Origin of the sequence: Microbacterium sp. B35-04 (assembly GCF_010634885.1) — a bacterium.
In the GTDB taxonomy this organism is placed as follows: Bacteria; Actinomycetota; Actinomycetes; order Actinomycetales; family Microbacteriaceae; genus Microbacterium.
Map to the genome: position 1 here is coordinate 60568 of NZ_MWLP01000020.1, position 21796 is coordinate 82363.

Annotated in this window: 19 protein-coding genes; 3 read left to right on the forward strand and 16 right to left on the reverse strand. The window is 70.9% G+C overall.

The window, feature by feature from the left end:
• Positions 1-7: 7 nt before the first annotated feature.
• From B1729_RS05835 to B1729_RS05860, 6 genes are all read right to left on the reverse strand, one after another.
• Entirely contained in the window at positions 8-553 is a 546-nt protein-coding gene (locus tag B1729_RS05835) for a LacI family DNA-binding transcriptional regulator (RefSeq protein ID WP_163631253.1), read from the reverse strand.
• A gap of 28 nt (positions 554-581) precedes the next feature.
• Positions 582-1211, reverse strand: coding sequence for a hypothetical protein (locus B1729_RS20710; protein WP_163631255.1), 630 nt, complete (start codon positions 1209-1211; stop codon positions 582-584).
• A gap of 4 nt (positions 1212-1215) precedes the next feature.
• Entirely contained in the window at positions 1216-2112 is an 897-nt protein-coding gene (locus tag B1729_RS05845) for a carbohydrate ABC transporter permease (RefSeq protein ID WP_163618747.1), read from the reverse strand.
• Positions 2109-3071 (reverse strand): sugar ABC transporter permease, encoded by a 963-nt coding sequence (locus B1729_RS05850; RefSeq protein WP_163631257.1) that lies wholly within the window; start codon positions 3069-3071, stop codon positions 2109-2111. The genes B1729_RS05845 and B1729_RS05850 overlap by 4 nt, the downstream gene beginning before the upstream one ends.
• Positions 3072-3132: 61 nt before the next feature.
• Positions 3133-4464 carry an ABC transporter substrate-binding protein gene (locus B1729_RS05855; protein ID WP_163631260.1) on the reverse strand — a complete coding sequence of 444 codons (1332 nt, stop codon included), beginning with the start codon at positions 4462-4464 and terminating at the stop codon, positions 3133-3135.
• Between the two features lie 116 nt (positions 4465-4580).
• A complete protein-coding gene (locus B1729_RS05860; protein WP_163618744.1) occupies positions 4581-5654 on the reverse strand; it encodes a substrate-binding domain-containing protein in 1074 nt (357 codons plus the stop codon).
• A gap of 107 nt (positions 5655-5761) precedes the next feature.
• Here B1729_RS05860 and B1729_RS05865 point away from each other — a divergent pair, with 107 nt between their 5' ends.
• On the forward strand, positions 5762-7777 hold the full coding sequence (locus B1729_RS05865; protein WP_163631291.1) for a DUF2264 domain-containing protein: 2016 nt from the start codon (positions 5762-5764) through the stop codon (positions 7775-7777).
• A complete protein-coding gene (locus B1729_RS05870; RefSeq protein WP_239539444.1) occupies positions 7774-8784 on the forward strand; it encodes a hydroxyacid dehydrogenase in 1011 nt (336 codons plus the stop codon). Before B1729_RS05865 ends, B1729_RS05870 begins: the two co-directional genes overlap by 4 nt.
• A 73-nt stretch (positions 8785-8857) precedes the next feature.
• Here B1729_RS05870 and B1729_RS05875 read toward each other — a convergent pair whose 3' ends face one another.
• The 6 genes from B1729_RS05875 to B1729_RS05900 all read right to left on the reverse strand — a co-directional run bounded on the left by B1729_RS05875 (position 8858) and on the right by B1729_RS05900 (position 16213).
• Entirely contained in the window at positions 8858-10402 is a 1545-nt protein-coding gene (locus B1729_RS05875) for a M20/M25/M40 family metallo-hydrolase (protein ID WP_239526034.1), read from the reverse strand.
• Between the two features lie 109 nt (positions 10403-10511).
• A complete protein-coding gene (locus B1729_RS05880) occupies positions 10512-11396 on the reverse strand; it encodes a cation-transporting ATPase (RefSeq protein WP_163631262.1) in 885 nt (294 codons plus the stop codon).
• 533 nt (positions 11397-11929) lie between these two features.
• Positions 11930-12670, reverse strand: a complete 741-nt coding sequence (locus tag B1729_RS05885) for a cupin domain-containing protein (protein ID WP_163631265.1) — start codon at positions 12668-12670, stop codon at positions 11930-11932.
• 18 nt (positions 12671-12688) lie between these two features.
• Positions 12689-13603 (reverse strand): PmoA family protein, encoded by a 915-nt coding sequence (locus tag B1729_RS05890; protein WP_163631267.1) that lies wholly within the window; start codon positions 13601-13603, stop codon positions 12689-12691.
• Positions 13600-14709: a Gfo/Idh/MocA family oxidoreductase gene (locus B1729_RS05895; RefSeq protein ID WP_163631269.1), complete on the reverse strand. Its 1110-nt coding sequence runs from the start codon at positions 14707-14709 to the stop codon at positions 13600-13602. The genes B1729_RS05890 and B1729_RS05895 overlap by 4 nt, the downstream gene beginning before the upstream one ends.
• A gap of 190 nt (positions 14710-14899) precedes the next feature.
• A complete protein-coding gene (locus B1729_RS05900) occupies positions 14900-16213 on the reverse strand; it encodes an extracellular solute-binding protein (protein WP_163618739.1) in 1314 nt (437 codons plus the stop codon).
• A 134-nt stretch (positions 16214-16347) separates the two neighbouring features.
• Between B1729_RS05900 and B1729_RS05905 the strand changes: the two genes are divergently transcribed.
• The gene (locus tag B1729_RS05905) at positions 16348-17355 is read left to right on the forward strand and encodes a LacI family DNA-binding transcriptional regulator (protein WP_163618738.1); all 1008 of its coding nucleotides are present in this window, start codon (positions 16348-16350) and stop codon (positions 17353-17355) included.
• Between the two features lie 6 nt (positions 17356-17361).
• On the opposite strand, the gene panB is transcribed toward B1729_RS05905, so the two are convergent.
• The 4 genes from panB to B1729_RS05925 all read right to left on the reverse strand — a co-directional run bounded on the left by panB (position 17362) and on the right by B1729_RS05925 (position 21762).
• On the reverse strand, positions 17362-18222 hold the full coding sequence (gene panB / locus B1729_RS05910) for a 3-methyl-2-oxobutanoate hydroxymethyltransferase (RefSeq protein WP_163631271.1): 861 nt from the start codon (positions 18220-18222) through the stop codon (positions 17362-17364).
• A complete protein-coding gene (gene panC, locus B1729_RS05915) occupies positions 18222-19073 on the reverse strand; it encodes a pantoate--beta-alanine ligase (RefSeq protein WP_163631273.1) in 852 nt (283 codons plus the stop codon). The genes panB and panC overlap by 1 nt, the downstream gene beginning before the upstream one ends.
• A complete protein-coding gene (locus tag B1729_RS05920; protein WP_163631275.1) occupies positions 19070-20008 on the reverse strand; it encodes a Rossmann-like and DUF2520 domain-containing protein in 939 nt (312 codons plus the stop codon). The genes panC and B1729_RS05920 overlap by 4 nt, the downstream gene beginning before the upstream one ends.
• A 296-nt stretch (positions 20009-20304) precedes the next feature.
• On the reverse strand, positions 20305-21762 hold the full coding sequence (locus B1729_RS05925) for a cytosine permease (RefSeq protein WP_204318873.1): 1458 nt from the start codon (positions 21760-21762) through the stop codon (positions 20305-20307).
• Positions 21763-21796: the final 34 nt, after the last annotated feature.

Here is a 21796-nt window from a genome sequence, read left to right on the forward strand (position 1 = left end):
AAATCGGTCATCCCAGCGCGGCGAGCGTCCGTGCGGCCACTTCTCGCCCGCGGGCGAAGGCGGCATCCGCGTCGCCGAGGGCGGCGATGACGCCTTCCTCCCCGATCACGACCGGAAGCCCGCCGTGGGCACGGTAGAGGGTGAGCTCCTGCCGGACGCAGTGGGCGATGGCCCTGCCGGGGGGCGCCACGACGAAGATCACGCGCGGCCGCTGTCCACGCAGCATCCTCACCAGGTCCGCACCCCGCTCGGCGTCGAGGCGGGAAGCGGTCACCGAGACGGCGTAGCCCTCGACGTCCGCCTGCGCGTAGACACCCGCCGCGATCTGCATCGCGACGGGATCCCGCAGCGAGTCGACCACGACCATCGCGGCGTTGGACGGGCGACCCGCCGTGGCCTGTGCGCGGAGGTCTACGACGTACCCGAGTCTCGCAGCCGCTTCGCGCACGCGCGACTCGTTCTCAGGCAGGACGCGCCGCGCAGAGCCGTTGAGCACCCGCGAGGCGGTCGACTGCGACACACCGGCTGCGCGCGCGACGTCCTCGAGCGTCACTTCGGCCGCCGCCGGCGACGGCCGATCGTCAGTGGGAACGGGCGACGACCGCACGGGCAGCGAGGACGAGCATTCCGGGCACGAGGACGACGAGCGGCGCGAACATCCAGACGACGACCCCCGTGAGGGCGAGAGCGAGCAGCAGCAGCAGCGAGCCCGTGAGGTCGCGCGCCGATTCGCCGGCAGCATCGCGGATGAGCGCGCTCCAGGACGAAGACGGCATCCAGCGCGCCGTCGCCCGCAGGAGGACGACCGCAGCCGCTGCACCGAGCAGGCCGGACGCCCAGCGGAACGCCTCGCCTCCCGGCATCGCGGAGATCAGCGGACTGGTGAGCGTCACCGAGATCGCCGCGAATCCGGCGGCCGCGATGAGACCCCACAGCCAGCCGCGCCGGAGCGCCCGGAGGAAGTCGCGTCCGAGCTCGGCCAGCGAGTCCGTCTCGCCCTCGACGTGGCGCCGGAAATGCGCCGCACCGGCGGCCAGGGCGGGGAGCGCCGTGACGGCGGGAATCGCGAGCACGGCGACCGCGAGGCTGACGACGATCGTCTCGGAGAAGAGGGCGAGGCCCCGGCTCGACATCACCCCGGCGATGCGCCGCACCCCGGTGGGCGCCGTCCGTCTGCCGGCGGCGGGCGGGACGGTCCTGGTGGAGGTCATGGGATCAGCCCTTCAGCCCCTGTGTGGCGACACCGTCGACGAGGTACCGCTGGAAGATGAGGAAGAAGAGGAAGACCGGGATCAGGGCCAGCACCGCCATCGCCATCTGCCCGCCGTAGTCGGCCGACGAGCTCTGATCGACGAACAGCCGCAGCGCGATCGGAAGCGTGTAGAGATCCGGGTCCTTCAGATACAGCAGGGGACCGAAGAAGTCGTTCCACGTCCAGATGAACGTGAAGATCGCGCTCGTCACCAGCGCGGGCTTCAGCAGCGGCAGCATGATCGACCAGAAGGTGCGGTAGTGGCCGGCACCGTCGATGCGGGCCGCCTCGTCGAGCTCGCGCGGAAGGCCCCTCATGAACTGCACCATGAGGAAGACGAAGAACGCCTCCGTCGCGAGGAACTTTCCGAGCAGGAGCGGCGTGAACGTGTTCACCATGCCGAACGCGTTGAACATGATGTACTGCGGGATGATCACGACGTGGAACGGCAGGAGCAGCGTCCCGATCATCAGGCCGAAGTACGCGGCGCGACCCGGGAAGTCGATCCGCGCGAAGGCGTACGCGGCGAGCGCGGACGACAGGACGACCCCGACCACCGACAGCACGGCGAGGATCGTGGAGTTCTGGAAGAAGGTCCAGAACGAGACGCCGCCGATCCCGCTGAGAGCCGTCTCGTAGTTCGCCGTCGTGAGCTCGCGCGGCAGAAGCTGGGCGTTGCCGACGATCTGCGACGACGGCTTGAAGGTCGACAGCAGCATCCACGCCACGGGGTACAGGATGACGACGAGGATCGCCAGCACGACGACGTGGAAGACCAGCTCCTTGAGCGTCCAGCGGCGCCGGTCACGGGAGCGGCGTCGGCCGCGATCGGTGGTCACGAGCAGCTGCGTCGCACTCATCGTCCTTCATCTCCTGCGTAGTGGACCCAGAGTTTGGAGCTGCGGAAGAAGATCACCGTGATGAAGGCGATCACGAGCACCAGGATCCAGGCCATGGCCGATGCGTAACCCATCTGGAAGTCGCGGAACCCGCGGAAGTACAGATACAGCGTGTAGAAGAGCGTCGAGCGTGCGGGCCCGCCTGTCCCGCCCGAGATGATGAATGCGGAGGCGAACACCTGGAAGGCGTTGATCGTCTCGAGCAGCAGATTGAAGAAGATGACCGGCGACAGCATCGGGATCGTGATCGCGCGGAACTTCCGGATCGGTCCGGCCCCGTCGACGGATGCCGCTTCATACAGCTCGTGGGGCACCTGCTTGAGACCGGCGAGGAAGATCACCATGGGCGCGCCGAACTGCCACACGGCGAGCAGGATGAGCATCGGCATGGTCTTGTCCGGATCGCCGACCCAGCCGCCGGCCGGGAAGCCGAAGAACTGCTGGATGCTGTCGACCGGTCCATCATCGATGAACATGGCCTTCCAGACGACGGCGATCGACACGGATGCCCCGACCAGCGAGGGCAGGTAGAACGCCGACCGATAGAACCCGCTGCCGCGGAACGCCGCGTTCAGGATGAGCGCGACACCGAGCGCCGCCGCGAGCTTGAGGGGCGTACCGACGAGCACGTAGACAGCCGTGACCTTCCAGGCCTGCAGGTAGTCGGGGTCGCTCCACAGCCGCACGAAGTTGTCGAAGCCGACCCACTGGGGCGGGCTGAACAGGTTGTAGTCGGTGAAGGCGAGGTACAGCGATGCCACCATCGGCCCTGCCGTCAGGACGAGGAAGCCGATGAGCCAGGGCGCCAGGAAGACGTACCCAGCGCGGATGTCCTCCCACCGCCGTCGGTGCCGGCGTGGCGCCGGAGGGGGTGTCAGCTGTTCCGGCGGTGCCGGTGGAGCGAGTGTGTCGACGGTCATGGCGTTGCCTCTCCCGGATGGCGCGGGCGGCGTGCATCCGTGCACGCCGCCCGCGTCGCGGTCACTTCAGTGCGTTCTCAGCCTCGGCGAACCAGCGCTCGGCGGCCTCGGCGGGCGTGGCCGCCCCATAGGCGACGTCCTGGCTGATCGCCACGAACGTCTGCTCGAGCGTGCCCAGCCCCTGAACGGCGGGCGGTGCCTGACCGTCGAGCTTGTCGGCCACCGACTCCTGGTACGCGAGGATCTGCTCGTCCAGCCCGCTGGCCTCGATGCCCTCGGCCGCGGTCGCGGAGGCCGGCACGCCCCGCGACATTCCGAAGATCGCGCCGACCTCCGGATCGTTCACCAGGAAGTCGATGAACGCGGCCGCCTGTGCCGGGTGCTCGCTGTTGGTGCCGATCGACAGCATGAGCCCGGGCTTGAGGAACATGCCGGTGTTGTCTTCGTCGTCGTACGGCGGCATCGCGAGCGAGAGCTCCGGCGCCGCCGGGCCCTCGCTGAAGCGGGGGAGGAAGTTCGCCCAGCTGATGTCGCTCGCGATCTCGGCCGCGCCGAGCGCGTCGACGCCCTCGAACTGGGCCTGCCGCTCCGCCGGCATCGCACCGCCCGACTCGTGGATCGTGGCGCTGCGCGACCACCAATCGACCAGATCCTCCTGCTCGAAGCCGAGCTCACCGTCGTCGATGAACGACAGCCCCTGCTGTCCGAGCCAGATCTGGAACAGCCAGAAGTACTGGGTGTAGTCCAGCGACCCGTACACCACCGGATCGCCGGAGGCGCCGGCGGCCGACACCTCCGCCAGGAAGTCGTCGTACTCGTCCCACGTCAGCTGGCCCTCGGGCACCTCGACGCCCAGCTCCTCGAGCAGCGGGCCGTTGAAGAGCGTCGCGAGCGTGCTGCTCGAGGATGCGAGGCCGAAGATCTGGTCGTCGACGGCGCCCGCCTCGACGAGCGACGTCTCGATGCCGTCGGTCGCGATGGTGTCGCCGAGGTACTCGTCGAGGGGCAGCACATGGCCGAATCCGCCGTACTCGGCGAGGTAGGCGAGGTCCATCTGGAACACGTCGGGAAGGGTGCGGCTCGCAGCCTCGGTGTTGCGCGCCGTCCAGTAGTCGCCGAAGCCGGCGAAGCTGGTCTGGATGGTGATGTTGGGGTTCTGCTCCTCGAAGAGGTCGATCGCCGCCTCGTACCGCTCTGCGCGGCTGGCATCGCCCCACCATGCGAAGTTGAGGGTGACCTCCTCGTCCGGGTCTGCCGTAGCCGCCGGCTCGGCGCCTCCGCCGGAACAGCCGGTGAGCACAGCGAGGCTGCCGACCGCGAGGAGAGCCCCCGCGGTGAGTGCGCCTCGCCGTGCCGTGGACCTGGCGGCACTGGTGATTGCTCGGGTTGTCATCGGAGCCTCCTTGCTCGTTGCCTCTCGTCGCCCACCCGGCGGAAGAGCACCGGGGGCTGTGCAGAGACAATGTAGGTCGGCGTGGCGACCGGTCGTGACCAAGCGGACAAAACCGATCAGGCACTCGCTCCACATGACTCGCGGACGGTCAGGCGCGGCAGCATCGTGATGTGCCGGGCCGCGCTGGCGCTCCTGTCGGGTGCCGCGATCCGCTCGGTCAGGATCCGCATCGCCTCGTGGCCGAGATCGCGCCCGGGCGGCGTGACGCTGGTCAGCGGAACCATCGCGAGTCCCGCGGTGTCGTCGTCGAAGGCCACGACCGCGAGGTCGTCGGGCACCCGGATGCCGCGATCCATCGCCAGCTCCACCAGCCGAGCGGCATGCACGTCGGTGTGCACGAGCGCGGCCGTCGTCCCCGCCGTGCGACAGGCCTCGAGGAACGCCACGAGTGCGGCGTCGAGCGGATCGCCGTCGCCTTCGCCCTTGGGCAGGGCCACCGACGGCGCCTCGTCGAGTCCCAGCCGCGTCACCGCGGCGAGATATCCGTCGCGCACCAGCGGGGCCGTGGGGGTGCGGTCGAAGAGTGCCAGTCCCACCGCCGCATGACCCAGCCGCGCGAGATGCTCCACCGCGAGCTCGGCGCCGCGCTCGTGGTCGGTGCGAGCACTGTCGTAGACGGCGAGGGAGGTGGATTCCAGCCGCCGTTCCAGGAACACGACCGGCACGGGGATGGTGCTCACCCACTCCGCCAGCTCTGCCTCGGTGCGGTTGCGCATCGTCGGCGCGAAGACGATTCCGGCCACGCCGATCTCGATCAGGCGTTCGACCTGCCGCTGCTCGAGATCCTCCCGGTACTGCGAGGTCGCGAGCACCACGCGCGTCCGGACGCCGTGGGATGCGGCATCCATTCCCCGCACGATCTGGGGATAGTGGCTGACGGAACCCGGGACCACCACGCCGACGTTCGTGCGCGCGGCCTGCGGGATCGCGGGAGCGCCGACGGCGATCGCACCGCCGTGGACCCGGGCGAGCTTGCCCGACTTCTCGAGCTCCACGATGTCGCGGCGCACCGTGACCTGCGAGACGCCGAGCTCTGCGGCGACGTCGGCGGCGCTCACGCTGCCGTGCAGTGCCACCTGCCGCAGCAGATGCTCGTGGCGCGTCCTCGGCAGCGAGTTGTGTCCTGTCATGGTGCGAAGTCCGTTCGTCGCAGTCTGTTTCGATTGGCCGATCCTGATCGGAATTGTCCGAAAGAGCCGATGGCTACAGGATCGTAATGCACGATCGACGCGTGACGATGACGTACGGGGAACCCGAAGTGGCGACGACGACAGGACGAGGCCGCTGGCAGGCTCTCGCGGACCGACTGCTCGAGAGCGTCGCCCCGTACGCGTCCCCGAGCGGCTCGCTCATCGTGCTGCCGGGCCCGGCCAGCGCCTCCGGGCGATGGAGCGACGGACTCGAGGGGTTCGCTCGCACCGGCCTGCTCGCCGCTTTCCGCACGCGCGGCGCGGACGGCGACGACCCGGCGCACCTGATCGAGCGCTACGCACGCGGCCTCGCGGCCGGAACCGACCCCTCGCACGCGGAGCGCTGGCCCTCGATCGCGGAGCGGCGACAGGCGGTGCCCGAGGCGGCATCCGTGGCGATCCTGCTGTCGGAGACCCGGCCGTGGCTCTGGGAGCAGCTGGACCCGGCGGTGCAGGAGCGCACGGTGGACTGGCTCGCCGGAGTGGTCGGGACCAGCGGCTACACGAACAACTGGACGTGGTTCCAGACGGTGATCGAGACCTTCCTGCAGTCGGTCGGGGGCCCGTGGCGCCAGGACGACCTGGATCGCAGCACCGAGATCCAGGAGAGCCTCTATCGCGGCGACGGCTGGTACTCGGACGGCGCCGGACCGGACGGCTCGCAGCAGAACTTCGACCACTACGCGGGCTGGGCGTGGCACGTGTACCCGCTCTTCCAGGCGCGCATCCTCGGTGCGGACCTCCCGCAGATCCACCGCGAGCGCCTGCGCGCGTTCCTCGACCAGGCCCGGGATCTCGTGGGGGGCACCGGCGCTCCCCTCTTCCAGGGCCGCTCACTCACCTATCGCTTCGCCACACTCGCCCCGTTCTGGGCGGGGGCGATCGCCGGCGAGACGCCGCTGCCGACGGGAGGCACTCGAGTGCTCGCCGATGCGGTCCTCGACCACTTCGTGGAGGGCGGAGCGATCGACGAGCGCGGGCTGCTCTCGATCGGCTGGCACCGGGAGTTCCGCGCGCTGCGCCAGGCGTACACGGGTTCGTCGTCGACCTACTGGGCGAGCAAGGGGATGATGGGCCTCCTACTGCCCGAACAGCACCCCGAGTGGTCTGGTGCGCCGGAGCGGTCTGGTGCGCCGGAGCGGTCTGGTGCGCCGGACGCCCCCGAACCGACCGAGTCGGTGAGCGTGCGCTTCTTCTCGGCGCCGGGCTGGCTGGTGGTGCGCTCCCAGGCCGACGGGATCTCGCGCGTGCTCAATCACGGCTCCGACGGGTTCCGCGGCCCCGCGGGCGGGGTGCGCGCCGACAACCCCTTCTACCACCGGCTGGGGTACTCGACGGCGACCTCCCCCGATCTGTCGCTGGGCGGCGTCGCCGAGCCTCTCGAATCGCACGTCGCACTGCTCGATGCCGCCGGAGCGCCCTCCCACCGCGACCGCATCGAGCGGGTGCACCTCGGCGACCGCGTCGCGGTCTCCCGCTCGCGGGTGCACTGGCTGGACACCCCCGCCACGGCAGGCGCCGCCGCCGACGTCGCGGGGTGGGCCGCGCTTCGACGTGGGCCGCGCGTCACCGTGGCGTCGGTCGTGCACGGAGTCCGGGAGCTCAGGCTGGCATGGTGGAACGCTGTGGCGCCCGCCCCGCAGCCGTCGGCGATCGACGACCTCGACGCGGCGTGGCCCGAAGCCGAGGGACCCTGGTCCTTCCGCATCGGCGGCTGGGCGCTGCCCGTGCACGACGAGCGATGGAGCGCGACGGCGGCTTCCACGGCGACCCGCGACGACGGCGTGACGTCGGCCGTCATCGGAGTACGCGGCTTGGACCGGCACGGCATCGCCCACCGGACCGGCGGCGACCCGTTCGCCGAGGGCTCCGTCACGCCGTGGGCCCGTGGCACCGTGCCCGCCGCCGAAGGCGCCGTCGTCGCAGCACTCGTGGCGCTCGGCGCGGAGAGCACCCTCGAACTGAACGCGCTGCCATTGATCGAGATCGCGGAGGACCGCATCACGGTGCGCTGGAGTGACGGTGACGTCGATGTCGTGCCGACCGGCGGGGTGCGTGCGTGAACCCGGAGTCGCGCCCGCAGGCGCTGCTCGCGATGGAGTCGCCGCAGCTCGCGGCAGATCTCTTCGGCACCCGCGCGCGCCGCGACCTCGACCGCGTCGTCGCCGTGCACGAGTCGGTGCTGACTCCCGACCTGCCCTCCGTACCGGCGTCGACCGCCCAGACCGAGATCCTCATCACCGGCTGGGGCGCCCCGCGACTCGACGAGGCGGTGCTCGCGAACTGGCCACGGCTGCGTGCCGTGGTGCACGCCGCGGGGTCGGTGAAGCGACTGGTCACCGCGGCGGTCTGGGAACGCGGCATCCGCGTGTCCAGCGCCGCCGGCGCGAACGCCGTCCCCGTCGCGGAGTACACGCTCGCGACCATCCTGCTGAGCGCGAGTGACGTGCTGCGCTCCGCCCATGACTTCCGGCGCACGCAGGACATGCTCGCCGCCCGTCCGCGCGGCGACGTGGGCGCGTTCGGCATCACCGTGGGGGTGGTCGGGGCGTCGAGGATCGGCAAACGAGTGCTGGAACTGCTCCAGCCCTTCGACATCGAGTGCCTGCTCGTCGATCCGTCGCTGTCCGCCGTAGACGCCGCCGAGCTCGGGGCAGAACTCGTCTCGCTGCCGGAGCTTCTCGCCCGCTCGCAGGTGGTCACGATCCACGCGCCGGCGCTGCCCGAGACGTACCGCATGATCGGCCGGGACGAGCTCGCCCTCATGACCGACGGCTCCACCCTCATCAACACGGCGCGCGGCTCGCTCGTCGACACCGAAGCGCTGGTCGACGAGCTCCGCGCCGACCGGCTTCGAGCCGTGCTCGATGTGACGGATCCCGAGCCCCTGCCTGCGGGGCATCCGCTCTTCTCCCTGCCGGGGGCGACGCTCACGCCCCACATCGCGGGGTCGATCGGCAACGAGCTGCGCCGCATCGGACACCATGTGGCGGCCGAGGTTGCGCGGTTCGTGCGGACCGGCGAGCTCGCGGACGAGGTCACGTCGCCCGATCTCGCCCGGATCGCCTGAGCGCCGCCGGCTGACGCGAGCGCGCAACGGGAGGAACGGATGCCGCGGGCCGCGGCATCCGTTCCTCCTACCGTCAGCGCAGCGCGCGGTCTCCCTTGAAGGCGGGCGACCACTGCCCGAGCGCCTTGCCCTTGGCAGTGCCGTTCACCGCGGACTCGGTCTCGGCGAAGACGAGCGTCGCGTGCGCGGCGGCATCAGCCATCTGCTCGAAGAGCACCGGGTCGATGTTGACGATGGTGTCGCACGGCTGGTGGTAGCAGGGATCGAACGCGACACCGGCAGTCCCGCCGTACAGGACCACCTGGTCCGCCGTCTTGATGTCCTCCGCACCCGAGAACAGGCCGCCCGCCGGGATGCCCGCCCCGATGAACGCGAAGTAGTCGCTGCGTCCGTCGAACGCCGTGGGCTCGGTCGCCAGGTCACGTGAGGCGAACCAGTCCTCGAACACGCTCTCCACGATGTCCGACCCGTTCGGTCCGGTCGTGCCGAATCCGTCCCCGTCGCCGTCGTAGATGAATCGACCGCCGTTGGGCGAGCCGAGCATGTCGAAGTTCAGGTTCACGGCGTGCTGCTTGATCTCGGCCTTGCTCAGCTGCGACACGTAGTAGTTGGAGCCCTGCAGCCCGTCCTCCTCGCCGCCCCAGAACGCGAACCGGATGCGGTTCTCGGTTTCGATCCCGAGCGCGTCGATCTGCAGCGCCGTCTCGAGCAGCGCCGCCGTGCCCGAGCCGTTGTCGTTGATGCCGGGGCCCTCGGGAACGGAGTCGAGGTGAGCGCCGACGATCACCGTGCGATCCGTACGTCCGGTCGGGGTGTCGGCGAGCAGGTTCCACGTGTCGATCGCCGTGGTGTTGGTCACCACGTTCATCTCGACCACGAGACCGCTCGTGCCGACGAGCTCTTCGCCGACCTCGAACGAGGTGCTGACCACCGGGACCGGCGTTGCCGTCCAGGTCGACGAGCCGAGCGTGCCGCCGAAGACGCCGAACCGGTCGTCGCCTTCCACCTCGTTGCCCTGGTTGAAGATGATGACGCCGACCGCTCCTTCGGCGACGGCGTTGGCCGCCTTGACGCTGAAGTCGCACGACCCGCGCTGGATGAGCGCGATCGACCCCTCGACGAAGTTCGCGAAGTCCGTGGTCTCGCAGCCGCTCGTGGATGCGCGGTCCCCCGCGAGATTCACGTCGACCGCCTGTACGGCCGCCTCGACGACGCCGCTGCCGGTGTAGTCCATCGGGTAGAAGTCGTCTACGAAGGCGTAGGACACTTCGCCGGGTGCGGTCTGGGTGAGTGTGGATCCCTCGTAGTCGACGAGCTCGTACGAGAACGGCTGAACGGTCGTCAGGTAGCCTGCGGCTTCCAGCGTCGACTTCACGTACTCGAGCGATGCTTCGTAGCCGCTGGTACCGGCCGCACGGTTGCCGCCGTTGGCATCCGCGATGGCCTGGAGCGCCGCCAGATGGGTCTGGAGCCCGGCCGCGGTCACGGCGTCGGTCAACGCAGTGGTGTCGGTGGCGGGTGCCGCCAGCGCCGGAGCGCCGACCGCGGCGACGGTCAGGCCGCCGATGATGACTGCGGACGCCGCGATCGTGCCACGGCGTCGGGTGCGATGGTTCACTGGTGCTCCTCAGGGGTTCGGGAGTGGTGAGGTATCGACGCCGAGTCTGGCGCCTGACCGGAACCTACAACGCCCTGTGGCACCTGGGGAAGAGGGAGCGGCGGCGCGCTCAGTTCCCGAAGAAGTCGCCGAGACCGGGGAGCTCGAAGTTCGACAGCTGGTCGCCGAGGCCCGAGACGGTCTCGCCGGCACCCGAGACGAGATCGCCGGCCGCTCCGAAGTCGACGCCGCCCGCGATGGCGTCCAGATCGACGCCGCTCGCGATCGCATCGAAGTCGATGCCGGATGTGACGGCCTGCGCCAGGATCGGCGCCGCGACGGTGCTCACGACGGCGGCGCCGGCGACGGCGCCCAGCATTCCGCCCGCGCCGACCAGGGCGGCACTGCGGCCCATTCCGCCGGCCGACCCTGCACGCGAGCCACGCCCGACGCGCGCGAGCAGTCCCGCCATCGTGCCGGGCCGCACGGCTTCGGTGCGGGCGGCGGCGCGCGCGAGGTCGGGGGCGTCCGCCGTGCGCGGCTGCTCGGCGGGCCGGAGCTCGGACCGCATGCCGGCCTGCACCTGCGCCCGCTGCTGCGGGGTGAGGCGGGCGAAGGCCTCACGGTGGATCGCCTCCACCTGGTGCGGGTCCGACGTCTGCAGGAGATACTCGTAGCGGGCGATGGCCGCACGGTCCGCGGCGGTGGGTGCGGCGCCCGCCGGCGCTGCCGGAGGCGCGGCGGCGGCACCGGGCGGCGCCCACGAGCCGGCCGCCGGCGGAGGGGTCAGCCCGACGCCCGGCGCGGCGTGGTGAGCCGACGGCTGCGCGGCGTACGGCGTCTGCCCGGCCGGCGCGTGAGAGGGGGCCGCCGGCTTGCCGTCACCGGTGACCGCGCCGGCGACATCGCGGACCATCGACCGCCAGTCGCGGCTTCCGCCGCGCGTCGAGGACGACGAGCCGGACGAGTCGAGCGCCTTGGCGGCGAGGTCGAAGATGCGGTTGAGCGAGCCCATAGGGGTTCCTTCCTGTCGGAGACGTGGCGAGACGAAGATCGCCAAGGTCTCCTCCACCCCGAAGGGCCGGCAGCCCGGGATCCGGCGCTGGATCCGTAGTGACGAGCGTGCCGCAGGCGGGAGTACTCCCCTTGTGCCACCCAGCCTAGAGCCCGGGCGCACCCCGCCCTGGCGGCTTCGGCAGGTTCATCGCGCTCTCTCAGCGGATTGATCGATTCCGGATGCCGCGGCGGTGCGGTCCGAGAGTTGCGGGTTATGGGGCCCCGGAACCCGGCGTTGTCCGGACATCGGCCCCCAACCGCTCGCCGTCGCGGGTGGGGTCCGGGAGTTGCGGGTTATGGGGCCCCGGAATCCGGCGTTGTCCGGACATCGGCCCCCAACCGCTCGCCGTCGCGGGTGCGGTCCGAGAGTTGCGGGTTATGGGGTCCCGGAATCCGGCGTTGTCCGGACATCGGCCCCCAACCGCTCGCCGTCGCGGGTGCGGTCCGGGAGTTGCGGGTCATGCGGCCCGCGGCATCCGGAATCGTCCCGGGTCAGCGGGGCCCGCGGGGATCGCTCACGTCGTAGGCGCGCAGGCGTCCGCACATGCCGAAGCCGCGCTCGCCGGTCAGCGCCGGCGCCTCGGACACCGCCGCCGAGGCGAGGTGCGCGGCGTCGCCGCGGGCGAGGGCCCTGGTGATGTCGAGGCTGTGGGCGGCCTGCGCGGCGGGGCCGCGTTCGACGATTCCGGTCCACGCGGCCGCGCGCTGCTTCACGAGGGCCGCCGCGGCGGCGTGGAAGTCGCGGAGAGGTGCGAGATCGCCCGCGTCCACGGCCGCACGGAGCCGCAGATAGCCCTCGACGGCGAGGTCGCGGCGCCGGGCCGCGGCATCCGCCCTCGCCTGGAGCGGCGCTGCCGGCAGCGTCGCCGCCGCGGCGTACCGCTCGGGATCCGCCACGATGTCGGCCGGGAACGTCATGACGGCGTCGCCCGCCTCCGGCAGCCCGGCGTTGCCCATGACCACGAGCACCTTGAGGTCGCCGTGGTTGAGGGCGCGGTGGATGGTGCCCGGCGTGAACCACACCACCGATCCCTCACCGAGCTCGGTCTCCCGCGCACCTCCGGCGTCGATCGTGTGGAGCTCGCCCCGGCCGCCGACCACGACGTAGCACTCGGTCGAGGCGAGGTGCATGTGGGGGCTGCCGCCGTGCAGCCCGTCGGGCGCGGCGTCGTCGTAGACATCGAGCAGGCTGACGGACGTCGCGCCGGGGAAGCTCGGCGGGGTGAGAGGCATGGCGTTCCTTTCGGGCCGTCAGACGGCGACCGGTTCCAGGATGCCGCGAAGAACGCCCGCGAGGGGCTCGGCGGCCTCCGCTCCCCCGTCGGCGATGCCCACCGCGTACCGGAAGCGCACCGTCTCGCCCGGTGCGACGACGACCTCTTCGCTGAAGAAGGGCGCGGGATTGAGGGCCGCGAACTCTTCCGAGCGCGCGAACCACTGCGGCGGATGATGAGGGTTCGACGCGTCGTCGAGCATCAGCACGAGCGAGGTCGCGTCGATGTCGTCGTGCCGGCCGACGAACCCCATCCACTCGTGGCGTGACCCTCGCACGTCGTCGCCCGCGCCCGATGCGCCAGGCCCGACGAGCGTGCCGTTCGTGAACGAACGTGGCCCCCGCCAGAACAGCCCGCCGTAGCCGGCGTTCTCGCGTCCCCTCGTCGTGGGCGATCCGATGGCGATCGGCGCGCCCGACACGTTCGTCAGCCGCGTGTCGAACGTGAGCGCCCACGCCTCGTCCGAGACGACCTCGGCGGTCAGCGCCCGCTGCTCGGCGAAGAGCACGCCGCCCGCCTCGGTGATCCAGCGCAGCTCGTGCGAGATGCGCGCGCGGTCGCCGGTCTCCAGGTCGATCGCGCCCTCGTGCTGCTGCACGCCGTTGTTGGGCAGCTGCACGTAGAACTGCCCGTGGACGTACGTCGGTCCACCCCAGAAGTTCTCGTCGTTCACGACCGGCAGTGACCAGGCGATGCCCTTGTGCCACACGTGGTCGTGCGGGCGGAACAGGCTGACCAGGTCGCCGCGACGCGTACGGAGGGGGTGCAGGTACGGCTTGGGCGACTCCAGCGCCGCCGTCGACGGCTGGTAGACGTACGTGAAGAGGTCGACGTCGCCGTCGCGGACGGTGACCGACGAGCCCAGCTCATGCGTGAGGCGCAACGTGCTCATACGAGGACCTCCTTCACAGGCGCCCACGGCACGGCCCCGCCGCTCATGGAGCGGACGAACGGGTCTTCACCCGCCAGCTCGCCGGCGTCGATCGTGGTGCCACGGAACGCCGACGCGTACGTCGCCGCCGCGAACTCGAGGGTGTGCCGGGCTTCCGTGAGGTCGACACCCGGTGCTTGACCGGCGTCGAGCGCGTCGAAGATCGCCCGCAGCTGGTCGAGGTGACCGCTCTTCGATCCGCTGTCGAGTCCCTCCGCCCAACGGCTCGCGAGGTGCTCGTGGCCCGGGGCCGGGGTGAACGTCCAGTCCTCGCTCGTGTAGCCGTAGAGGTGCTGCACCTCCACTGACGCGTACTCGAAGTCGAACCGCAGCCGCGACGTCTCGTGCGGCGAGACGAGCGAGTTGACGACCGTCGCGAGCGCGTCGTTCTCGAAGCACACGAGCGCCATCGACACGTCCTCGGTGTCGGTCGGCCGCAGCTGCCGCGCCGCGAACGCGCTCACTCGAGACCAACGGCCGAAGATGTCGAACAGCAGATCGAATTGATGGATGCCGTGGCCCATGGTCGGACCGCCCCCCTCGACATCCCATCGCCCGCGCCAGGGTACGTCGAAGTACTCGTCGGGGCGGTACCACAGCGTCTCGCACGTGGCCACGAGCGGACGGCCCAGCTCGCCCGCCCGGGCGAGCGCCTTGAGGTGACGAGCCGCCGCGCCGAAGCGGTGCTGGAACACCGTCAGCACCGGCACGCCCGTCTCGGCCTGCACCACCGCCAGCTCGTCCACCTCGCCGAGGTTGAGCGCGGTGGGCTTCTCGACGAGCGACGGCACACCCGCGCGCATCGCCTGGACGGCGAGGGGCGTGTGCGTCTGCGGCGGCGTGCAGATGTGCACGAGGTCGAGCCGCTCGCTCGCGAAGAGCGCGGCGGCCTCCGGGTAGACCCGGTCGACGCCGAACCTCTCGGCGAACTCCAGCGCACGATCGCGGTCGAGATCGACCACCCCGGCGATCTCGACGCGCGGAGCCAGGCTCTGGAGCGCCTCGGCGTGGGCGTGGGCGATGCCGCCGGTGCCGATGATCCCGACACGGAAGGTGGGTGAGGGCATTGTTCTTCCTGTTCACTCGTGCGAGTCGTCCGCGATCACGCGGACAGGTCTTGTCGGTGCCCCGGGGTGTGGAGGACAGACAACCCCCACACCCCGGCACCGGGCGTGCTCCGCTTGTGGGCACCGCGCCCTGGATGCGCTCCCGGCGGGTGCGAGGCCGAGCACGATGGCCACGCACCCGACGTGTCTGCTACTGGTTGACGATGACGTCGATCTCGGCGAAGAGCTGGTCGACCGCGTCGTCCACCGTGATCGTGCCGAACCCGAGTTCCTGTCCGAGCGCCTTGAACTTGGCCTCGACCGAGCCGTAGCCGACGATCGGCACCGGCGGGGCGTCGCCGATGCGGTCGGCGATCGACTCCTCGTAGTCGATGATCTGCTGGGCGGTGTCGTCGAGCTCAACGCCTTCGAGCTGAGTCTGGGATGCCGGCATCCCTCGGTTCGTCCCGAAGATGGCGCCCACCTCGGGGCTGTTCACTAGGAAGTCGGTGAACAGGGCGGCGGCCTCGGGGTGCTCCGTGCTCGCCGCAGCGGAGATCAGCATGCCGGCTTTCTTGTACAGGTCCTTGGCTCCTTCCTCCGTGACAGGAGGCGCGACGAGGTTCAGGTCGGGATACGCCTCGCCGAGGTTCGCCTTGTAGGGAGCGCCGAAGTTGTCCCACACGATCTCGGTGAGCGCCTGCGCGGAGTCGAAGGCGCCCTTGGGAGAGACCTCCAGGATCCGCTGCTGCGGGGTGACGACGCCGTCTTCGCGCAACCCGGCGCCACGATTCCAGAAGTCGGCGAGGTCCTCCTCGGTGAAGCCGACCTCACCCTCCTCGGTGAAGACCGACTTGCCCTCGGAGCGGAGCACGAGCTCGAACGGCTGGATGAAGCTGGTGGGGTCGGCACCGCCCCAGACCTCGAGTCCCGCGGCCTCGGCGGCATCCCGGGCCTCGTGCAGCCACTCGTCGTACGCCTCCCAGTCGCCACCCGCGAAGGGCGCGACGCCGACCTGGTCGGTGAGGACCACGTTCTCGAACATTCCGATCGCGTTCGTCGAGACGGGCATGCCGGCGATCGTGTCGTTGATCGATGCGATGTTGAGCACGCTCTCGTCGTAGCCGTCGGTGGCGACGATGTCGCCGACGTAGGGCGTGAGGTCCAGCAGCAGCCCGTTCTCGGAGTACTGGCGAACATAGGTCATGTCCATCTGGAACACGTCGGGGAGGTTCTTGCCGGCGGCCTCGGTCTGGCGCTTCTCCCAGTACTCGTCCCACGCCAGGAAGGTCGAGTTCACGGTGATGTTCGGGTACTCCTCGTTGAACGCGGCGATCGCCTCGTTGTACATCTCGGCACGGACGTCGTTTCCCCAGAATGCGAAGTCCAGGGTGACCTCCTCGTCCGGGTCATAGGTGGCTGCGGCTTCGCCGGCGGGGGCTGAGCCGGCACAGCCGGCGAGTGCGGTGGCGAAGGCGACGATCGCCACGGCGCCGACGGCGCTCGCCTTTCTGCGTGTGAACATCTTTGTCCTTTCGGAACGCTGATCGCGAGGGAAACTGTCGAGTGAACCTTCACTTAGTGATCGATCACTCGGGCGAGAGCAAGAATAGTGAAGGTTCACAATCTGTGTCAACATGGATGTCGAAGGAGGCGCTCGTGACCGACACCGCACCACCCCGCCGGCCGACGATCATGGAGGTCGCCCGGCTCGCCGATGTCTCGCACCAGACCGTCTCGCGCTACTTCCGCGCGCCCGATGGGCTCAAGCCCGCCACCAAAGCGCGCGTTCAGGCCGCCGTCGAACAGCTGAACTATCGTCCGAACCTCGTCGCCCGCTCGATGCGGACGCGCCGGACCGGTCGGCTCGCCGTGGTCGTGCCGACCCTCGCCTACAGTCCGGCACGCATGCTCGCCGGCGCGAGCGCGGCCGCCCACGCGGTCGGCTACGCGGTCGAGGTGCTGGCCATCGAGGGGGGCGCGGAGGAGCGGACGGAGCGCGTGGCCGAGCTGGCCGACTCCGGTCAGGTCGACGGCATCGTCTCGTTCGCCCCCGTGCTCGCCTCGCTCGAGCTGCAGGCCTCCAGCGGGACCCCGATCGTCGCATCGGCCGACTTCGACGATGAGATGCGCGGCATCGGGGAGCTGGCGGATGCCTCAGCCCTGGTCGACTTGATCCGGGGCCTTGCCGAACGCGGCCACCGCCGGTTCCTCCACATCACCGGCGACCTGCAGTTCGCCTCGGCCCGCGCCCGGCGCGACACCTATCTCGAGACGGTTGGATCGCTCGGGCTGGAATCGACCGGCGTGATCGAGGGCGACTGGTCGGCGGAATCCGGAATGGCCGCTGTGCGCAGCATGCCCGACCGTGACCGGGCGACCGCTGTGATGGCGGCGAACGACCTGGTGGCCGCCGGTGCGATCCGCGCTGCGATGGATCGCGGGTGGCGCGTGCCCGACGACCTCAGCGTCACCGGATGGGACGACCAGCAGCTCGGTCGCCTGATGAGTCCCGCACTGACGAGCGTGGAGGTCGACCTCGAGGGTTTGGGCTCACGCGCGATGACAAGGCTCATCGCGGCGCTGCGCAGCGAGGCCGTGCCGTCCGAGCCCCAACAGATTCACCGCGTGATCTGGCGCGAGTCGACGGGCCCTGCGCCCCGCTGACGGGCGTCAGTCCGTCGAGTTCCCGGCAAGCGCCTCGCGCGCCGCGGCGACCGCGGCCTCGTTCGCGCTGTACCCGTGCTCGGGTCCCGGGAAGACGCCGCCGCGCACCTCGGCGGCGTACGCCGCGACGCCGCCCGCCATCTCGTCGCCGACGGCTGCGAACCGTTTGACGAACGCTGCGGTCTTGCCCTCGGTGATGCCGAGGAGGTCGTGCATCACGAGCACCTGGCCGTCGGCGCGGCCGGCGCCGATGCCGATCACCGGGATGTCGAGGGCGGGCAGCACGACGTCGACGACCGCGGCCGGCACCGCCTCGACCACGAGCATGCTCGCGCCGGCCTCCTGCACGGCGACCGCCTCGCGCGCGAATCGCGCGGCGGAATCGGCCGTGCGTCCCTGCGCGCGCATCCCACCCAGCGCGACCGCGGTCTGCGGGGTGAGCCCCACGTGCGCGACGACGGCGATGCCGGCCGCGGCGATCGCGCGGATGCGGCTCAGCCGCGCCTCGCCGCCGCCCTCGAGTTTGACGGCGTCGGCGCCCGCTTCGCGGACGAACCGTACCGCCGTCGCGACGGCCTGCTCGTCCGACACCTCGGTCGAGCCGAACGGCAGGTCGCACACCACGAACGCCGACGTGACGCCGCGGCGCACGGCGCGGGCGAGCACCAGCATCTCGTCGACCGAGACCGCCACCGTCGACTCGTAGCCGAGCACCACCTGCGCTCCCGAGTCGCCGACGAGCACCATGTCGACCTCGGCCCGCTCGGCGACGCGCGCCGTCGGGTAGTCGTAGGCCGTGACCATCACGATGGGCTCATGGCCGGCCTTCATCTCTTCCAGCCGCCGAAGCGTCACCTGCGGGCGCATCACGAACCTCCTGCGTCGATCACGGTGTTGTCGATGAGCCGGGTGGCGCCGACGCGCGCGGCGATGGCCACGAGGGTCGGGCCATCCACGAGGGGAACCGGCTCGAAGGTCTCGGGGTCGACGAACGCGACGTACTCGAGCGCGATCATCCCCTCGGCGAGCACGTCCAGTGCCCGGTCGCGCAGCGCGCGGGAATCACGGATGCCGGAGCCTGCGGCATCCGTCACCGCCTGCAGCGCGCGCGGAATGGCGAGCGCCCGTGCACGCTCGTCGGGCGACAGCCGCGCATTGCGGCTCGAGCGCGCGAGTCCGTCGTCGTCGCGCGAGGTCGGGCACACGACGAGCTCGACCGGCACGTTGAGATCGGCGGTCAGGCGCCGGAGCACGGCGACCTGCTGCGCGTCCTTCGCGCCGAAGTAGGCGGCATCCGGCAGCGCGGCGAGCAGCAGCTTCGTCACGACCGTCGCGACGCCGTCGAAGTGCGCGCGGCCGCGCTGGGCGCCTTCGAGGGTCTCGGCGACCGGACCGGTCACGCTCACGGTGGTCGAGAAGCCGAGGGGGTACATCTGGGCGGCGTCCGGCGCGAAGACCACGTCGACACCCGCTTCGTCTGCGAGCACGACGTCACGCTCCTCGGTGCGCGGGTAGGCGGCGAGGTCTGCCTGCTCGGTGAACTGCGCGGGGTTCACGAAGATCGACATCACGACGGTGTCGTTGTCGGCGCGGGCGGCGCGCACGAGCGTGAGGTGCCCCTCGTGCAGGGCGCCCATCGTCGGCACCAGGCCGATGCGGCCGCTGCGTCGATCGCGCAGCGCGCTGCGCAGGTCGGCGATCGTGCGGACGACGGTCACCACGACTCCTCCCCGGGGGCTGCGTCGGCCGCGAGGTCGCGGGCGTCGGCGGGTGTGCGCGTCGCCGCGAGGTCGTCCGGCACGACGGGGTCGCGGGTCACCGCGAGGTCGCGGGCGTCGGCAGGTGTGCGCGTCGCCGCGAGGTCGCGTGTCGCGTCGGCGAGGGCGTCGAAGAGGGCGAGGCGCCGCGGCATCCGCTCGGCCACCGCCGTGCGCTGGCGGGCGACCGTGTCATCATCGCCGCGCGCGATGGGGCCGGTGAGGGCGGATGCCGCACCCTGCACCCGCCAGTTCTCCACCGTCGCGCGCACGAGCGGAGCGAGGGCATCGCGCGGCACTCCGGCGGTCTCGGCGAGCTCCTCCGCGAAGCCCTCGAGCGTCACGAGGAAGTTCGACGCGATCGACGCCGCCGCGTGATACGCGGCCCGGTCGGCGTCGGCGACCTCGAACGGCGTCATGCCCAGGGTCCGCGCGATGGCCGCGGCAGCCGCGAGCGCGCGAGGCGTGGAGCCCGCGACGGCCGCAGGCACGCCGTCGAATGCGGCACGGTCGCCCGCCACGGTCATGAGGGGATGGATGCTGAGCGCCTCATGCAGTGCGAGCGGCTCGAGTGTCGACGCGCCCGAGAAGTGCCCCACCAGGCGGCCGGGTGCGATGAGGTGCGCGGCCGCGCCGATCTCGGCATCCGGAACGGCCAGCAGCACGATGTCGGCCGTGTCGCCGGTCGCGCCCCGTCCGAGCGGGCCCTGGACGTCGAGCCCCGCGGTCCGGAGCGCCGCCGCCATGGACCGCCCGACCCGGCCGTCGCCGATGATCGCCACCCGCCCGAGGGCTACCGCGGGGCGCTGCGAGACCACGGGGTCATCGGATGCCGTGGGACCGGCGTTCGCCGCCGTGCCGTGGGCGCGCACGGACGAGGGATCGAGGTCCGGCATCGTCGCCCCTCCCGTGTCCGCGGCTGGTGAACCAGGGTTCAAAAGTACCGTGCGGGCTCGCCGGGTCCGTCCACGGGCGGATCCGGCGGCATCCGTTCCCCGGCTTTCCCCTCCCTGCTTCCCCTGTCCTCCAACAGGTCAACCGGCCTTCTACAGGAGGTTGGATCGTTCCAACCTCCTGTGGAAGCGTGCTTCTCCTGCGGAAGGCACTCGCCGGCGAGCGCCCGGCGTCCTGACGAACGGCGCAGCGCCCTCCCGCCATCGGCGGAAGGGCGCTGTGAGGGGGGAGGCAGCCCTCAGCTCGCGGCGGGCCTCCCCGCCTTGCCCAGCGGCGTGCGCAGCAGCACCGTGTAGACGAGCACCGACACCGCCATCCCGACGGGCACCGAGAGATCGACATAGCCGAGGCTCTCGGCGATGGGTCCGGTCCAGACCTCGGTCGACAGGCACAGCGCGGTCGCCGTGCCGCCGATGAGCACGGCCGCCACGCCGGGAATGCTCCAGCCGCCGCTGTACCAGAAGCGGCCGCCGCGCTCCTCGTCGAAGAGGTCGGCGCCGTCGTAGCGCCCACGGCGCAGCACGACGTCGGCGACGAACACGGCCATCGTGGGTGCCGAGACGATGACGAGGAACTGCAGCATGAGGTTGACGGCATCCAGGAGGCTCGTCGACAGCACGAGGTAGACGGTGAGCGCGGTGCCGATCAGGCCGACGACGATCGCGGCCGGGATGCGGCGGATCGGCAGGCCGATCGCCTGCAGCGCCATGCTCGAGGTGTAGGTCGTCATGCCGTTGAGGGCGATCGTGTTCGCGATCACGCCGATGACGAGCACCGGCCCGAGCCAGCCGGGCAGCAGGCCCAGGAGCGCGGACTCGATGCCGGCATCCATCGCCTCGCTCGTCACCGCGGTCGCGAGAAGCGCGCCCACCACGGTGAAGACCATGCCCGGCAGCGCGCCGCCGAGGGCCGTCGCGGCGATGATGTGCGACGCCTTGGTCGAGCGCGGAAGGTAGCGGGCGATGTCGGGGCTGTTGATGTACGAGATCGGGCCGGACGCGATGATCGTGAAGCCGATCGTGATCGCCGACCACAGCGGCACGCCCGAGAGCGGCTCGGGCTGCTGGAACGCCAGATCGACCTGCGGCAGGAGGAACGCCGCGACGGTCACGAAGATCACGGCCAGCACGACGGCGAGCCACGAGTACACGCGCAGGATGAGCGCGTGGCCGTACACGGCGACGAGCACGGTGAGCGCCGAGATGACGAGGGTCACGACGATCGGCACGACCACCGGGTCGGTGAGCCCCATTCCGGCGAGCAGACCCGCGCCGAGGAACGACGACGCGAGCCAGTTGAGGGCGAGGAACACCGCGCCGATGAGCCACCCGGTGAAGGCCACGACGGGCTTGTTGCCGATGATGCCGTAGATGGCGCGCGTGATGACGGAGCCCGAGGTGCCGGCCGCCGGCCCGCTGATTGCGATCGTGCCCGGCAGCACCCACAGCGCCGAGGCGGCGATCACGACGAGCACCGCCTGCCACAGCTCGAGTCCGAGCAGCACGAGCGTCGCGCCGATGGTGAAGTTCAGGATGCTGACGCTCGGCGCCGCCCAGACGAAGAATAGATCGCGAGCGCGGCCGTGGCGCTCGCCCGCCCCAATCAGCTCGATGCCCCGCGTCTCCGGCTGGTTCGCGGCATCCACGAACTCCGTCTGCGGCGGCGATGCCTGCGCGGTCTGCGGCTGCTGTGACACGGTGATCCTCTCGGGCGGACCTGACCAGGTCGTC